Consider the following 15627-nt stretch of genomic DNA (forward strand, 5'->3'; position numbering starts at 1 on the left):
TCTCTAGATTATGAGTACCGAGGAATTTGCTCCTTTGTTTCGCGCATGTGGTACAACCACTGACCTTGACCAACTAATCGAAACCCAGCAGCAGGCCCTCACATTGGCGCTTTATACGCTTGATGTACATTCTCCAGCTGGACTACAACAAGCCTACCGCTGCTACACTGCCTTCACCACCTGCCCGCCTTACGAGGAGCAGCAGGCTAGCTGGCAGTTCACCTCACCGGTCGCTCAAGCCCAGCTACTTTTTGCCACAGTTTTCGAGCGAGCAGGCAGTTTCAACCTGATAGAGGTTGATGTATTGCCTCCAACCTCCTCTATAACCCTCCGCCTACGTGCTCAACGCTTGTTCAATAACTTGTTGAACATTCAGCGCGACTATACCGCTGTATTCCGCGAAGTAATGGATTTACTGTTGCGAGCGCAATTTGAGGGGGAAGCTGACCATACAATTGCCGTCACGCAGGTTGCCCACAACTTTCTAGAACAAGGACATCGCCAACTTCAACAATACAATTTTCTAACGGAAGATGTGGCCTTCTGCAACCTTTTCCGCGACCCAACGCACCAGCAGTCATATTCTTTTCTCCAGCACCCTGCCTTGGCCGAGTTGCTGGCAGGCAGAACCGGCGGCAGTCTTTTAATCCGCCCAGCTGACGCGGCTACTGTTTTGTTCCCCACGGCATTTATCCAGGATATTTTTCGCCGCCACATTCTTAATCCTGTAAACCAAGACCCGCGTACCCGTGGGCACGCGGCCCCACTAGGTTATTCCAGTGCTGACATCCGCGCCCACATTTTAGAGTACGGTAAAGCTGATTTTGCTGTCGAGTGCCGCACGGTTTCACCACCTGCCGCCCCAGCAGACCGGGTTTTGCTTTATTGCTATTATAACCTACGGAAGCATTTCTTTACTAGTCGATATGTTTTTGGGCAGCTCATTGACTCATTACCTTCGCTTCTAGCAACCTCTGGCTCTCATCCGGTTTTCCTTGACCTAGGTTGCGGTCCTATGACCTCCGCCCTGGCACTGGCTGACCTATATGGTGAGCGGTTCAACCAGCCATTACCCATCCGGTACGTCGGCGTTGATATTGCCCAGGCTATGCTCGATAAAGCACGCACTTTCGAGACAAGCGGTCTGTTCGCCGATGGCAGTCACTTTACCTACTTCACGCGGTGGGCCGATGCCCTAGGTACCCTAGTTGAGCAGATACAGGTTACTAACCCCGTTATCATCAATGCGTCGTATCTTTTCGCTAGCTCTTCATTGAACCCAATGAATTTAGCCGTGTTTGTTCATGAGTTGCGACGGCAATGCCCGGTCGCAAAGATGTATTTTCTCTTTCAAAATCCTAATCGAACTGACCGCAACGCCAAGTACTACGCCTGGCGGCAAGAAATAAGTTTCGCCCATTCGTTGGTGCATACTACCCAATCGGTCTATTATCAAACCAGTTCCTTCGGAACACCAAGCGAAGAGGAGGTTACCTATGAGCTACTCGCTTTTCAGCCCAGTTAGAACATCTGTAGAAACTCGGCAGCAAGTCCCTGTTGGCTTGCGTTACCTACCGGGATACGTCTCTCCACCCCTTGAAGCCCGCTTGCTGACTTTGCTCGATGCTTCTCCGTGGCTCGACGACCTTAAACGCCGAGTCCAGCATTACGGCTACCGCTACGACTACAAAGCTCGCCGCATCGACTACTCGATGTATCTCGGCGCTTTACCAGAGTGTTGCGATTACTACGCTCGCCAGCTTGCCGCCGAGGGCATATTCACTAGTCCTCCAGACCAAGTTATCGTCAATGAGTATTTGCCCGGTCAGGGTATAGCGCCTCACATCGACTGTATGCCGTGCTTTGAGGATACAATTGTGTCCATAAGCCTCGGTTCGGCCTGCGTCATGAACTTCACCCAATTAGCTGACCCAACTCAGCGCTACGACCAGGTTCTAGAGCGCGGCAGCGCCGTAGTGCTTCAACACGCTGCCCGATTTGATTGGCAGCATGGTATAAAACCCCTAAAGTTTGATACAGTCAATGGGGTACGGCAGCCCCGTCAACGCAGGATTTCACTTACCTTTCGGAAGGTGAAATTATGACTTGTTATCTAAAATTATTGCTTATTTAATCGACCTCGACCGGCGCCTGCTGCTGTGGGCCAACGAGTACCACACGCCCGCCCTCGACGCCCTGATGAGCTTCGCCTCGAACCGGCTGAGCTGGCTGCCGGCCTATGCCGCGCTGCTGCTGTGGCTGGGCTGGTATTTCCGGCGCCGGGCGTGGCGGCTGCTGCCGCTGCTGCTGCTGGCCGTAGGCCTGGCCGATGTCATTACCTCGCGCTTGTTCAAGCCTTATTTCGGGCGGCTGCGGCCCTGCCACGAGCCCAGCTTGCAGGGGCTGCTGCATTTGCCGGCGGGCTGCGGCGGGCAATTCGGGTTTCTGTCCTCGCACGCGGCCAACTCCGTAGCGCTGGCCGTGTTTCTGGCCTTGGGGCTGCCGGGGGGGGGTAGGCGGTTTTTTTGGTTTAGAGCGCTGCTGTTCGGCTGGGCGGCGCTGCTCAGCTACAGCCGTCTCTATCTCGGCGCCCACTACCCGTCCGATGTGCTGGGCGGCGCTTTGGTTGGCGCGCTGCTCGGCGCGGCCGGCGCCACACTATTTCGCCGCTGGGACCGGCGCCTGGGGCTTAACGAAGAATGAGAAATTGCTGCCATAGCAATTCCTCATTCTTCGTTAAGCCCCAGGCGTTCTACTTGCGGCTTTCATCACCGGTGTGGCGGTCGCCTTGGTCGCCCTGGCCGGGCTTGCTGGTCGTTTCCGCATCCCGCTTATTGTCCTGCGAAAGGGAGCGGTTCAGGTCATCGGACTCGGTGAACTGGCCGTCTTCGTCGCGGCGCACGTAGCGCTTGTCGCCCTCGTGGGGCTCGATTAATTCGCGTTTGCTCATGGCGGGTACTAGAGAAATGGTGAAATGATGTTGCGCTCAACGCAGCGCCGGCCCGCAAGTTGCCCGGCCGAATCCCTACCCCCCTCGCTTTACCCCAGCAGTTCAAACTACAAACATCCGGCCACCGGCCGCCAGCCAATTGCCGAGCATAGCAAGCCGCACCTTGTGGCGCGCAAGTAGCTAAGCGAGCCGCCGCCGTCATACCGCTCGCCGGCTACCGGAACGAGCGAACTCCATTGTCATAATAGATAAGCTGGCCCTCACCATCCTGATAATAGGCAAACGGGTACGCCTGATTCTTTATGCTCACCCGCCACGCCCTGACCAGGTTTTCGGGCGCGTTGCTGGTGCCGGCATTCAGGTCATAATACCCAAATTCAGCGCTCACGCACTGGCGCTGCACCTCCCCCAGCCGGGCGGCGTCGAACTTGGTGATAGTGGCTACGAACAATCCCCGGAGCTGGCCCGCCTTCAGCTGGGCCGAGGTGCCGAGGCTGGTGCCGCCAGTGGGCTCGCCGGCCCGGGAAGAGAACACGCCGTTTTTAAACAGGAAATTAGATTGCCCGGTAAAGACTCGCAGCCCGTTGGTGTATTCCTCCACGCTGACCATCTGCTCGTCAAAGCTGGCATAAGGCGGGAAGTAGGTTTGCACCAATTCGCGCGCGTACCGCGTGTAGCGAAAGTGGCGGCTATCGATGTTGTTGCTGGCGAACAGGCTATTAGCCGTTCGTACCTCAGCGCTGCTCAAGCTGTGTCCGCTCACTGGAATGAAGCTGATTTCGCTGCAACCCTGGCCGGTGGGCAGCTTCGGAGCCGGGGCCGATTTAGAGCAGGCCAGTAGCAGCGGCGCCCAGGCCAGCGCCGCAATACACAAGTATTTCATGTTGGGTAGGTAAGTAGGCAGTTTATCGCTTGACCGCCGGCCCTCCGCGAAGGTTGCAGACCAACTCACCTAAATTCAAGCGCTCCTGCCCAATTTCGAGTGCGCAAGCTGGTGCAAGCGAAACCGCCCCAAAGCAGCCTGGGCCAGCAGGTTACCAAATTTCCTACCCCCTGCTTTCAGCTCAACTCAGCCGCGCCCCAGCAGCTTGGCCACGTACTTGCCCACGATGTCGAACTCCAGGTTCACGACCGAGCCCACCCGGATTTCCCGGAAGCTGGTGTGCTCGTAGGTGTAGGGAATAATAGCCACCGAGAACTCATTGTCGGTGCTGTTGAAGCAGGTCAAACTGGTGCCGTTGACGGTGATGGAGCCTTTCTCCACCGTCAGATATTGCGGGCCGGGCGCGTGCCGGAAGCGGAACAGCCAGGAGCCCTGCTGGTCGTCGGCCTGCACGCACGCGGCCGTGGCATCGACGTGGCCCTGCACGATGTGGCCGTCGAAACGGCCCCCGGCGGCCAGGCAGCGCTCCAGGTTGATGGCCCGGCCGGGCTGCCACTGGCCCAGGTTGGTTTTGCGCAGGGTTTCCTGAATGGCCGTCACGACGTGCGTGCCGGCCGCTTCATCCACGGCTACCACCGTGAGGCAGGCGCCGTCGTGGGCCACGCTCTGGTCAATTTTCAGCTCCCGAGCGAAGGGCGAGCGAATGGTAAAGTGGCGGTTGGTGCCTTCGTCGGAGAAGGTTTCGACGGCGCCCAGGGTTTCAATTATTCCGGTGAACATAGACCACAGATTGAGCGGATTTTAACGGATAGAACGGATTTTTTGTGGTTTTTGCTCTATCGTTTTACGAAATGCAAGAGACGGGCATAGAACAGGCGAAACCACAAAAAATCCGTTCTATCCGTTAAAATCCGCTCAATCTGTGGTCTATTTGCCCCGGCCTTCCACGATAATCTTGAGCGTGTAGAGCAGCACCCGGAAGTCCATCGCCAAACTCATGTTTTCGATATAGAGAATGTCGAACTTAAGGCGTTCCACCATCTGGGGCACGGTTTCGGCGTAGCCGTACTTGACCTGGCCGAGGCTGGTGAGGCCGGGTCGGACGCGGTGCAGATGGCGGTAGTGGGGCGCGATTGCCACGATTTTATCGATGAAAAACTGCCGCTCCGGCCGCGGGCCCACCAAACTCATGTCGCCGCGCAGCACGTTCCAGAACTGGGGCAGCTCGTCGAGGCGCACGCGGCGCATGAAGCGGCCCCAGGGCGTGATGCGCGGGTCGTGGTCGGAGCTGAGGGCCGGGCCCTGAGCTTCGGCATCGACGTACATCGAGCGGAACTTGATGATGCGAAACGGCTGCCCGTGGCGCCCGATGCGCTCCTGCCGGTAGAACACCGGCCCGGCCGAGGACAGCCGCACCAGCAGGCCCGTGACGGCATACCCCGGCGAGGCCAGCAGCAGAAACAGGGCCGAGGCCCCCACATCGAGCACCCGCTTGAGCACGGCCTGCCAGACGGGCAGCAAATCGTGCTTGATTTCGATGAGCGGCGTGCCGAACACGTGGTTGACCTTCACCGAGCCCAGCAGCATCTGGTAGAGGTCGGGCAGGATGCTGACCCGCGCGGGCGTGCCCTCCAGCAACGTCAGGATGTGCTGAATCAGCAGGTGGTCGCGGGGCTCGATGGCGATAATGACCTGCTCGATTTTCAGGGCCTGCACCAGCGCCGGCAACTGCTGATAGGGGCCGGCGGCGGGCAGCTCAGCGGCCAAATCGGGCGCAATCGTATCGCCGACCGGCGCGAAGCCCACCAGCCGCAACCCCAGGTGGCGGCCGGTGCGCCGCAGCTCGCGCGCCGTGTCCAGCGCCAGGGCGCTGGAGCCCACCAGCAGGGTCGGAAAGGTGATGATGCCGCGCCGCACCAGCCCCTGCACGCTGCTCACGGCCAGGGTGCGAAAAATGGCCGTCAGGGCGAAGTGCAGCAGGAAATACGCCGCCACGGTCTTGTAGTAGAGGCGGTAGCTGCTCACGCCATCGTCGAGCAGCAGGGCAAAGAAGATGACCACCACGCCCAGCACCGACACCCGCGCCAGGCGAATTATCTCGCTCAGGCGCGACTTGCGGAAGATGTCGCGGTACTCCCCAATCAGGGCGTAGAGCGTGGTCCAGAAAAGGGCAATCATCAGGGCCGCGCCCGAGAGGTAGAACAGGTCGCCCTCGCCGAAGCGGTAGCCGGGCGTCATCTCGCTGAGCAGGTATTTGCGCAAAAGAAAAAACGCCATCCAGGCCAGCAGCGCCGCCCCGAAGTCGGCGGCCACGAGCTTAATGAACTGAACGCGGCGGAGAAGCTGCAAAGCGGGGGGTAGGGATTAATCTTGCGTCTTTTGCGTCAGCCCGGCCGGCTGCCGCACGCGGGGCAAAGGTAGCGCGGGCGGGCCCCGCCGGGAAGTTGGGCCGGCCGGGCAAGGGCGCGGGCAGGCAGAGCGTAGGCCCGCCGCACCTTCGGCGGCCTGGCCAACGGCGGGGGGGTAGGGAATGTAACCCACCTGATGCCGCGGCGGGTTTTTTCGTTGCATCCAGCTTGGGCGTTTTGGCGGCGCGGGGCGGGCGCTTGGCAGGCAGCGCGTTTATTTGCGCCTGCTTGGCTGCCTTTTGCTTGCCCTGCATCTGCTCTTCTCCAGCCTGCTTCACCCCACCCGGCTCATTCAACCTTCCGCCGACACCTACCGCCACCGCGGCCAGCGCCGCGCCCTGGTCGAGGCCCTGCGCCAGCGCGGCATCCGCGACGAGCGGGTGCTCGGGGCCCTGGCCGTGGTGCCGCGCCACCTCTTCTTCGCTCCCGAGTTCGAGGCCCACGCCTACCAGGACAAGGCCTTCCCGATTGGCGAGGGCCAGACCATCTCGCAGCCCTACACCGTGGCCTACCAAACCGAGCTGCTGCGCGTGCAGCCCGGCCAGCGGGTACTGGAAGTGGGCACCGGCTCGGGCTACCAGTGCGCCGTGCTGCTCCAGCTCACGCCCTCCGTGTGCAGCATCGAGTTGAGTTCGGTCTTGTTTGCGCGCACCCGCCAGCGCCTGCTCGGTCAGCCCGAGCTGTTGGCCACCGGCGCCGAACTGTACTGCGGCGACGGCTCATTGGGCCTGCCTCAGCGGGCGCCATTCGAGCGGATATTGGTCACGGCGGGCGCGCCCGCGCCGCCGCCGGCGCTGCTGCGCCAGCTCACGGCGGGCGGGCAGCTGGTCATTCCCGTGGGCGACGCCAGCAGCCAGCGCATGGTGCGCATCACCCGCGAGAGCGAGGCCGGCTTCGTGCGCGAGGAGTTCGAGCAGTTTCGCTTCGTGCCGCTGAAAGGCCAGGAGGGTTGGGGCTGAGCAAGGGGGGTAGGGAGCCGGGAGAACGTCCAACTCCCCTCCTTGTTTAAGGAGGGGACGTTGAGCCACAGGCTCAACTGGGGTGGTTACCTTCGTTGAACGATACCCGCCCGACGACGCCTACCCTACCGCCAGCCGTTCGGCTGTTGTTCAACGAAAGTAACCACCCCAGTTTTCACTTCGTGAAAACGTCCCCTCCTTAAAAAAGGAGGGGAGTTGCCGTTCATCGCCGCCCTACCCGCTTACCCTCCTACCCTCTACCCCTGACAGAAAATGCGCAAGCAGAAACCCGTCGCTGACTCGTTCGTCATCATGACTGAGCTGGTTTTGCCCAACGACACGAACACGCTCAACAACCTGATGGGCGGCCGCATGATGCACCTGATGGACATTGCCGGCGCCATCGCGGCCCAGAAGCACTCCAACCGCATCGTCGTGACGGCCTCCGTCGACAATGTCTCGTTTCGCGACGCCATTCGCCTGGGCAACGTCATCACCCTGCAGGCCCAGGTCACGCGCGCGTTCAGCTCCAGCATGGAAGTCCACATCGACGTGTGGGCCGAGGACATTCCCAGCGGCACGAAGGTGAAAACCAACGAGGCGTTTCTGACCTTCGTGGCCGTCGACCAGTCGGGCCGCCCCATCGACGTGCCCGAGGCCACGCCCGAAACCGAAGAAGAAATCAGCCTCTACCACGGGGCGCTGCGCCGCCGCCAGCTGCGCCTCGTGCTGGCCGGCCGCATGAAGCCCACCGAAGCCAGCGAGCTAAAGGCTATTTTTGAGTTGGAGTAGTTGTTCCTAAACTATTAGCTATCAGCTGTTAGCTAATGAAGCTGTTTAGGAAGTCGAAAGACGTCATGTCGAAAGACCGTCCTGCTGAGCCCCGCGAAGCATCTCGCTCGGAGAAGTAAATAAGCTTACCCACCCGATTGAATTAGTGCGGCACGCGAGATGCTTCGCGGGGCTCAGCAGGACGTTCTGGGGTGTTTTGGCCGACTTCCTAAACAGCTCAAGTAGTTAGTATATATTTCACTATGTCGCAGGAACGCAGGCTGGCTTTTCTCCAGAATTTCTACACCGACGTGACGCTTTACGTGCCGTCGGCTGAGGCCGCGCAACCGGCACCAGCCAACGCAGCGGCGGCGCTGGTCGCCCCGGCCATTTCGGCGCCGCAGCCGGCGCCTGGCGCGAGCCTGCTGCCGGCTGCGGCGCCGGGGGCCACGCCCAAGCCAGTTGAGTTGCCCGCGGCGCCCATTGCGGCCCCGCTCAGCGCGGCCCCAACCGCGCCTGTTGCCGCTGGCGCCGCTTCCCTACCCCCCCCGCCGGGCCCGGCCGCGCCCAAGCTGCCGTCGCTGGCCAGCCTGCCCGCCACCGCGCCCCCGGCCGCGGCCCAAGCGGCGCTGCCCGCCCCGGCTGCGGCTTCAGCTGCGGCATCCCTACCCCCTCCCGCGCCGGCCGCCGCGCCGCCCCCAGCCCCGGCCGTGCCGCCAGTGATGCTCACCACGTTCAGCACGCTCGGCGACAATGCGCAGGGCGTGGTGCTCTTGTTCCGGCTGCCGGCCGAGCAGTTCCGGAAGCTGCCGCGCAACGTGTTTCTGAATAAGCTGCTGCAAGCCCTGGGCCTGGTGATGGCCGACGTGGTGCTGGTCAATGTCGAGTCGCATCTGCCCGTGGCGCTCAGCAGCCTGCGCCGCGAAATCGGGGCCGGCCGGGTGCTGGCTTTCGGCCGCAACCTGCTCGACGTGGCCGTGCGCACCACCCAGATTTACGAGCCCGTGCAGTTCACCAGCCTCAATCTCTCTTACCTGGCCGCCGCCGAAGTCGAGCTGCTCGAATACGACACGAGCCTGAAAAAACGCCTCTGGACCGGCCTGCAGCGCATGTTTATGAGTTAGCTGGCCGTTGCTAACTGCTAGTTGTCAGACTTATAGAACAAGAGAAGCCCGACCATGCGGGCCGGGCTTCTCTCGTTCTATACTATCGTTGCTCCTGGGGTTAGCCGCCCAGGCTTTGGGTACTAACAAAGGACAACCAGCAACGGACAACTAACTACTTCAGCACCTCGGCCAGCTTGGCTTCCAGGGCGGCGCCGCGCAGGTTTTTGGCGATGATGCGGCCCTGTGGGTCGAGCAAAAACGACTGCGGGATGGACTTGACGCCGTAGGCCTCGCCGGCCACCGAACTCCAGCCCGCCAAATCCGAGACGTGGCCGGGCCAGATGAGGCCGTCGGCGGCAATGGCCTTGGTCCAGCGCGCCTTTTCCTGGTCGAGCGAGACACTGTAGATGGTGAAGCCTTGGCCCTTGTCCTTGAACTTGTTATAAGCCGCCACCACGTTGGGATTTTCCTGGCGGCAGGGCCCGCACCAGGAGGCCCAGAAGTCCACGAGCACGTACTTGCCGCGCAGGCTGCTTAGGGCTACTTTGGGGCCCGCCGGCGTGGGCAGGTTGATTTCCGGGGCCGCCGTGCCGGGCGCCGTGGCGCGCAGCGGCTCCAGGCGGGCGGCCAGCTCCTTGGTGAAGCGCGAATTGGGCTGGGCCGTGCGCTGCCGGACGGCAATGGAGTCGGCAAAAGCGAAGTCGGTGTCCGGGTCCACAAAGGTCATGGCTGCGAAGCCGGCGGCCTGCGTACCGGCGTTGCGGCGGATGATGCTCTTTATCTGAACGTTGCTGCGCTCCTGAATGAGAGTGAACGCGCGCTCAATCGCGCGTATCGAATCAGATTTGCCGGCCTGGCTGGCGGACTGGTAGCGGGTTTTCAGCTTTTCCAGCGGGGCCTGGCTGCCCGTCAGCACCCGCGCCAGCTGCTGCATCACGGCGGCGTCGGCGCTGCCCTGCACGGTGTAGGTGGCCGGCAGGCGGCGCGCATCGCCGCTGAGCTGCACCTTGGTTTGGTTGTCGAGCAACAGCAGCACCTGGTTGGGCTCATCCAGGCGCAGCTGATAGACGCCGGCCGTGGGCGCCGTGCCTTTGAAGGTAAACTTGCCGCTGACGTCGGTTTTGGCCGTGGCTCGCTCCACAAACTGGTTGGTGTTCAGTTCGGAAAGGTGCAGCACCGTGCCGGCCGGCGCATTTTTAAGCTGCCCGCTGATTTCGTAGCCGGCCGCGGCCGAGGCGTTCTGGCAGGCATTGATGAGGCCCAGCACGGTGGCGGCCACGAGGGTAAGGTTCATAAATCGGTTCATTAGCAAAGAAAGCCGGCGGGTAGTCCGCCGGCGTCGGGAAAAGCAAAAATAGCGCGGCCGGGTTCCCAACAAGGGCGCCCGGCCTACTGTGGCGCGTCCAGCGCCGTGCGCAGGAGCTGATTAGCCAGCTTGGGGTCGGCCTTGCCGCCGGTGAGCTTCATCAGCTCGCCCATGAACATGCCGGTGAGCGACTTTTTGCCGGCCCGGTACTCGGCCACCTTGGCTGGGTTGGCTTCCAGCACCTGCTGCACCAGCGCCGCCAGCTCGCCCGCGTTGGACTCGATGAGCAAGCCCAGCTCCTGGGCGGCGCCCGTGGCGTTGGCCTGCGGGTGCTGCAAAAGATGCGGAAACAGCTGCTTGGAGGCCACCGAATAGTTCAGCTTCCCCGCATCAATCAGCTCAATAATGCCGGCCAACTGGCCGGGGTCAAGCGGAAATTCGACCATTTCCAGGGCCTGCTCATTCAGATACGATTTCACCGGGCCCATCACCCAGTTGGCCGCCGCTTTGGCGGAAGAGGGGGGTAGGAGCCGCGCCAGCTCATCAAAATACAGGGCCACCTCCTTTTGGTCAGTCAGCACCTGCGCGTCGTAGTCGCTCAGGCCCAGCTCGCCGGTGAAGCGGGCGTAGAGCTGCTGCGGCAGGGCCGGCAGCTCGGCTGCCACGCGGTGCAGCCAGGCATCGTCAATCACCAGCGGCGGCAGGTCCGGCTCGGGAAAGTAGCGGTAGTCGTTGAGGGTTTCCTTGCTGCGCTGCCCGCCGGTGGTGCCGGTGGTGGCGTCGAAGCCGCGGGTTTCGGAATCGACTTCGCCGCCGGCTTCGAGGATGTCAATCTGCCGCTCGACCTCGTAGTCGATGGCGCGCTGCACGTTGCGGAACGAGTTCATATTCTTGACCTCGACCTTGGTGCCGAACTCCGCAGCCTGCTTTTTCATCACGCTCACGTTGGCGTCGCAGCGCAGCGAGCCTTCCTCCATATTGCCGTCGCACACGCCCAGATACACCACCAGCTTCTTGATTTCGGCCAGGTAGGCGTAGGCTTCCTCCGCGGTGCGAATATCCGGCTCGCTCACAATCTCAATCAGCGGCACGCCGGCCCGGTTCAGGTCCACCAGGGTTTCGGTTTCGCCGGCCAGGTGCATGGATTTGCCCGCGTCCTCCTCCATATGAATGCGGGTGATGCCGATGCGCTTGGTTGAGCCGTCCGAGAGCCGGATATCGACGTGGCCGCCGTGGCAAATCGGCGTCTTGTCCTGGGTAATCTGGTAGCCCTTGGGCAAATCCGGGTAGAAGTAGTTTTTGCGGGCAAACAGGTTTTCGCGCGTAATCTGGCAGCTCGTGGCCAGGCCCATCTTGATGGCGAAGTCCACGGCCGCCCGGTTGACGCGCGGCAGCGTGCCGGGGTGGCCGAGCGTAATTACGGAGAGGTTGGAGTTGGGCAGCGCGCCGTACTCATTCTCATCCGAGGAGTACATTTTGCTGTGCGTGAGCAGCTGCGCGTGCACTTCGAGGCCGATGACGGGCTGGTATTGGGCAAGCAGGGTTTCGTCCATAGTCCGGCAAAGGTCGCAAGTTGGACGGGAATGCGCCGGGCGGAGCGCCAAAGAAATAAGGTGGTCATGCAGAACGCAGCGCAGCGGAGTGAAGCATCTCGCGTGGTGAGCTAACTCAACCGTTGTGAGTAATGATTACTCTCTCTGGCGAGATGCTTCACTCCGCTGCGCTGCGTTCTGCATGACCGCCTTTCTCTTTCTCAATTCCCTACCCCCCTGCTAGTCGTTAAACACCGGGATGTAAGTTGCCTGAAACGCATTGGCCGCCTGATTATACGCCTGCCCCACGCGCTGGCTTTCCTTGTTATAAAAGGCCACGAAGCTGTTGAATTCCGTGGCCTCGGCCTTGCTGAGCGTATTTTTCTTCTCCACCAGTTCCTTCACCCGCACGTACTGGTTGGCGGCCAGCCCGCCGTAGAAGTCAGCCATGCGCCGGGTAGCGTCGCGATAGAGCGCGTCCTTGCCCTGGAAGGCAGGCACCGCGGCCAGCGCCGTTTGGGCAGCCTTGGCATCTTCAACTAACTGCTGGCGAGCCGTTTCAAACGCCGCCGCATCCTGCGCGGCCAGCGCATCGCTCACGCGGGCGTTGGCCTTTTCGAGCCGGAACTCGGCCAGATAAACCTGGTGCTGGTAGGCGTTGACGGCCGAAACGGCTTCGATATACTTATCCAGCCGCTCCACTTCCGGGTCGCGGCTGATGGTCATGGCGTGGTGCCGGGCAAAGCGCTGCTGGGCGGCGTTCACGCTATCGTTGACGGCGGCCAGCTTGCCCTCGGCCACTTCCATCGCCCGGAAGTAGGCCTCCATGTTCTCGTAGCTCTGCGTGCGGGTCGCGGCCAGAAAATCAACCTGCTTGTAGTCCACGGAGTACACTTTCAGCTGCTGATAGAGCGCCTCGGTGGCCTTGTCCTTGAAGTCCTTGTCGCCGTCGTAGGCCTTGAGCCGGGCCAGCCGGGCCAGGGCCAGCTCGTTCTGCTTCACCACATCGAGGCGGCGGTTGGCAATCTTTTTCTCGTTATCCGAGTGGGCCGACTTGCTGATGTAGCGCAGGTTTTTCTTGAGCAGCTCGCGTTGCTCGCCCACGATATAGTTGTTGTAGGCGCCGGGGTCGGTGAACGTGGGCACGGCCACTTGTTGGGCCTGGGCGGCGCCGGCCAGCAAAAGGGCCGCCAGCGCGGCCAGGGTAGCGTTTTTCTTCATGCGGGAGTAGGGAATATAGAGGGAACGAACTGGCCAAATATAAGACAACCCTGGCACTTTAATATGCTCCGGCAGGACTTTGCTCAGTTCTTTTATTTCCCTACCCCCCTCCTGCGCCCGAAAGCCCCGCCGGGGCGCCGCGGCCGGCAGGTTCGCGCCGCTACTTTAGCGGGCGGCTGAGCTGCTGCATGGCCATCATCTGCTCCAGGTTTTTGCTCATGCCCTCGTTCGAGCCGTCGAGGAAGATGACGTTGCCCTGCCCCTGCTCAGCAAAGTGCTTGATGGCCTCGGTCCACATCGAAAAATACACCAGCGACGGGTCGAGGTTATTGTCCGTCACTTCCTGCACGGCGTGGGCCAGGCCCTTGGTCACTTCCTCCCGAAACAAGGCCACGCCCTGCCCGCGCAGCTGCGCCGCGATTTTCTCCGCCTCGGCCGCGATTTTGATGGCGTTGCCCTCCGCCTCGGCGGCCTTGGTTTTGGTGATGAGCAGCGCCTGCCCCTCGTTTTCGGCAGCAGCTTTCAGGTTGTTCGAGGCCACGACTTTTGCCATTGAGCGCATGATTTCCTCATCAAAGGCAATATCGTTGAGCTGCAAGTCAATCAGATGATAGCCCCAGCCCTCCAGCGTCGTATCAAGCTGGTCCTTGACGTGGAGCACGATTTCGCCGCGCAGGCTCAGCACCGCCGCCTGCCGCTGCGTAGCCACGAAGGCGCGGATGCTGCCCTCCACGGTGCGCACCAGCGCCTGCATCAGACTGCTGTCGTCCACGAACTTAAACGCCACGTTCTTAATGGCTTCCTCGCTCTGGTTAAAGGCCGCGTAGACCAGCATGGCCTTGAAGTTCACGTTGGCCTGGTCGGCGGTGATGGCCTGGAAGTTCAGCTCCAGCGAGCGGTTCTGGTAGGAAATCCGCTTGAACACCGTTTCGATAAACGGAATCTTGAAGTTCAGCCCCGGCAGCATGATGCGCCGGTACTTGCCGAAAATGGTGACCACCGCCACCTGCCCCTGCTGGACGATGACAAACGAGAGAAACAGGATGAGGATGGCGAGGCCGAGAAGGACGAGGGCAGTCATGGGGCGCGGGGCGGTAAGTGCAAGCCAAATGTAGGGGCCGTAGCTGCATCGCTGCCCCGGCCTTAAGCATTACAGATATCCGGTTTAAATGCCGCTACCGCTGGGCATCAATCTGCCGGATAAGCTGGCGGCTGTGGTTCATCACCTGGTGGTATTTTTCGAGAATGTTGTTGATGGCACCGTCGCGGCTCAGGTAGTTCTGCATCGGCAGCGTGGCCATCACGGCGCTGATATTTCCCTCGTCGGGTTGCAGGTGCTGGTCGAGGTAGCTACTTAAATGAGCCTGCTTGTAGTCGTTGTAGAGCGTGGTGCTGTTCACCAGGGCCGGCACCTGCTCCTGGTAGTGGTCCAGAATATTGGTCAGCAGCTCCTCATTCTCAATGACATCCAGTTTGCCCGACGACTTGAGACCCTCAAACCGGGAGCTGTTGGGCACCAGGCCCGTGCTGTTGCGCAGCGTCCAGCGGTAGAAAAGCAGACTGTCGGGGCGCAGCGTCCGGGGCGTCAGGGTGCGGTAGTAGCGAAAGCCCTGCCGCTGCGTGACAAACGACCCCGAGTCCGAGCGCAGCTCGCGCAGGTCCTGCACCAAATCGGCGCGCAGGCCGGTCAGAAACTTGCGCGCCGTGGCCCGCTCCAGGGAGTGCTCGTGCCAGCTGTGCAGCCAGATGGAGAGCGTGATGGCAAAGACGATGATGCCGATTTCGAGCAGGATTTCGGGGATACGCTCCCGCCAGGTGGGCGCGTGGTGGCCGTGCTCTGCCATACCCAACAGCTTTTTGCCGTGCTTTTTAACGAGGTCTGCTTCTATCATAGCGAGGGCAAAGTAAGCGGCTGCTTGTTATTTCAGTGGTTTTATCCTGACTCGCCATTGCTACTTCGCCGCGTAGTGGTAGCGGCATTGGAGAATTCAGACTACGTCGCTTTCCACGCGGTACACCAAGCGGTGCTCGTCCGTAATACGCCGCGACCAAGTGCCGGCGCGGTCGTACCGCAGCAGCTCCGGCTTGCCCGTGCCGGCAAACGGGGTGCGCTGTAGTTCCTTCAGCAACGCATTGAGCCGCCGCAGCACCGCTTTATCCGTCTGCTGCCAGTGCTGATAATCTTCCCAGGCAACGGGCAAAAACGCCAGCGCGAAAGTCATTCGGCGGGCGGCGTAAAGTCTATCCGCTCGCCCCGGTCAAACTGCTCGTAGGCCAGCCGCAGCCGCTCAGTGTTGGCCGGCGAGGCCAGCAGGTAGTCGGTTGTATCGTCGGCTACGGCTGAGCCTTCCAGCGGACGCGGATTTTGGGCAAACGACAAGCTGCGCAGCACTTCAAGGGCGAAGTTCACGCGGTCCGGGGATACGTCGAATACGATTTGCATAAAACTAAAATTTGACATTCTACACTACTTTGAATCAGGAAGCAGAAG

Annotated in this window: 17 protein-coding genes; 6 read left to right on the top strand and 11 right to left on the bottom strand. The window is 61.2% G+C overall.

Features of this window, described 5'->3' with window-relative positions; translation table 11 throughout:
- Positions 1–10 precede the first annotated feature (10 nt).
- The 3 genes from ACFE70_RS02345 to ACFE70_RS02355 all read left to right on the top strand — a co-directional run bounded on the left by ACFE70_RS02345 (position 11) and on the right by ACFE70_RS02355 (position 2703).
- Positions 11–1525, top strand: a complete 1515-nt coding sequence (locus ACFE70_RS02345) for a class I SAM-dependent methyltransferase (RefSeq protein ID WP_375416096.1) — start codon at positions 11–13, stop codon at positions 1523–1525.
- An 82-nt stretch (positions 1526–1607) separates the two neighbouring features.
- Positions 1608–2105, top strand: coding sequence for an alpha-ketoglutarate-dependent dioxygenase AlkB (locus ACFE70_RS02350; RefSeq protein ID WP_375416097.1), 498 nt, complete (start codon positions 1608–1610; stop codon positions 2103–2105).
- Position 2106: 1 nt separating this feature from the next.
- On the top strand, positions 2107–2703 hold the full coding sequence (locus ACFE70_RS02355; protein WP_375416098.1) for a phosphatase PAP2 family protein: 597 nt from the start codon (positions 2107–2109) through the stop codon (positions 2701–2703).
- Positions 2704–2752: 49 nt separating this feature from the next.
- Here the strand turns inward: ACFE70_RS02355 and ACFE70_RS02360 are convergent, their stop codons facing one another.
- The 4 genes from ACFE70_RS02360 to ACFE70_RS02375 all read right to left on the bottom strand — a co-directional run bounded on the left by ACFE70_RS02360 (position 2753) and on the right by ACFE70_RS02375 (position 6182).
- Entirely contained in the window at positions 2753–2950 is a 198-nt protein-coding gene (locus tag ACFE70_RS02360; protein ID WP_375416099.1) for a hypothetical protein, read from the bottom strand.
- Positions 2951–3164: 214 nt separating this feature from the next.
- Positions 3165–3833 (bottom strand): hypothetical protein, encoded by a 669-nt coding sequence (locus ACFE70_RS02365; protein WP_375416100.1) that lies wholly within the window; start codon positions 3831–3833, stop codon positions 3165–3167.
- 186 nt (positions 3834–4019) lie between these two features.
- On the bottom strand, positions 4020–4613 hold the full coding sequence (locus ACFE70_RS02370) for a riboflavin synthase (RefSeq protein ID WP_375416101.1): 594 nt from the start codon (positions 4611–4613) through the stop codon (positions 4020–4022).
- A 147-nt stretch (positions 4614–4760) separates the two neighbouring features.
- A complete protein-coding gene (locus ACFE70_RS02375) occupies positions 4761–6182 on the bottom strand; it encodes a sugar transferase (protein ID WP_375416102.1) in 1422 nt (473 codons plus the stop codon).
- 307 nt (positions 6183–6489) lie between these two features.
- On the opposite strand from ACFE70_RS02375, the gene ACFE70_RS02380 reads away from it, so the two are divergent.
- The 3 genes from ACFE70_RS02380 to ACFE70_RS02390 all read left to right on the top strand — a co-directional run bounded on the left by ACFE70_RS02380 (position 6490) and on the right by ACFE70_RS02390 (position 9095).
- On the top strand, positions 6490–7200 hold the full coding sequence (locus ACFE70_RS02380) for a protein-L-isoaspartate(D-aspartate) O-methyltransferase (protein WP_375416202.1): 711 nt from the start codon (positions 6490–6492) through the stop codon (positions 7198–7200).
- A gap of 273 nt (positions 7201–7473) precedes the next feature.
- Positions 7474–7992 (top strand): acyl-CoA thioesterase, encoded by a 519-nt coding sequence (locus ACFE70_RS02385; protein WP_375416103.1) that lies wholly within the window; start codon positions 7474–7476, stop codon positions 7990–7992.
- A 242-nt stretch (positions 7993–8234) separates the two neighbouring features.
- Positions 8235–9095 (top strand): hypothetical protein, encoded by an 861-nt coding sequence (locus tag ACFE70_RS02390; RefSeq protein WP_375416104.1) that lies wholly within the window; start codon positions 8235–8237, stop codon positions 9093–9095.
- A gap of 154 nt (positions 9096–9249) precedes the next feature.
- On the opposite strand, the gene ACFE70_RS02395 is transcribed toward ACFE70_RS02390, so the two are convergent.
- The 7 genes from ACFE70_RS02395 to ACFE70_RS02425 all read right to left on the bottom strand — a co-directional run bounded on the left by ACFE70_RS02395 (position 9250) and on the right by ACFE70_RS02425 (position 15579).
- The gene (locus ACFE70_RS02395) at positions 9250–10371 is read right to left on the bottom strand and encodes a redoxin domain-containing protein (RefSeq protein ID WP_375416105.1); all 1122 of its coding nucleotides are present in this window, start codon (positions 10369–10371) and stop codon (positions 9250–9252) included.
- Positions 10372–10466: 95 nt separating this feature from the next.
- Positions 10467–11936, bottom strand: coding sequence for an Asp-tRNA(Asn)/Glu-tRNA(Gln) amidotransferase subunit GatB (gene gatB / locus ACFE70_RS02400; RefSeq protein WP_375416106.1), 1470 nt, complete (start codon positions 11934–11936; stop codon positions 10467–10469).
- A gap of 219 nt (positions 11937–12155) precedes the next feature.
- Positions 12156–13136 (bottom strand): hypothetical protein, encoded by a 981-nt coding sequence (locus ACFE70_RS02405; protein ID WP_375416107.1) that lies wholly within the window; start codon positions 13134–13136, stop codon positions 12156–12158.
- Positions 13137–13296: 160 nt separating this feature from the next.
- Positions 13297–14217, bottom strand: a complete 921-nt coding sequence (locus ACFE70_RS02410) for an SPFH domain-containing protein (protein ID WP_375416108.1) — start codon at positions 14215–14217, stop codon at positions 13297–13299.
- A 94-nt stretch (positions 14218–14311) separates the two neighbouring features.
- Complete coding sequence (locus ACFE70_RS02415; protein ID WP_375416109.1) at positions 14312–15028, bottom strand: hypothetical protein; 717 nt, start codon at positions 15026–15028, stop codon at positions 14312–14314.
- A gap of 96 nt (positions 15029–15124) precedes the next feature.
- The gene (locus ACFE70_RS02420) at positions 15125–15358 is read right to left on the bottom strand and encodes a Txe/YoeB family addiction module toxin (RefSeq protein ID WP_375416110.1); all 234 of its coding nucleotides are present in this window, start codon (positions 15356–15358) and stop codon (positions 15125–15127) included.
- On the bottom strand, positions 15355–15579 hold the full coding sequence (locus ACFE70_RS02425) for a hypothetical protein (protein ID WP_375416111.1): 225 nt from the start codon (positions 15577–15579) through the stop codon (positions 15355–15357). The genes ACFE70_RS02420 and ACFE70_RS02425 overlap by 4 nt, the downstream gene beginning before the upstream one ends.
- Between the last annotated feature and the right edge of the window lie 48 nt (positions 15580–15627).

Origin of the sequence: uncultured Hymenobacter sp. (assembly GCF_964243305.1) — a bacterium.
Classification (GTDB): Bacteria; Bacteroidota; Bacteroidia; order Cytophagales; family Hymenobacteraceae; genus Hymenobacter.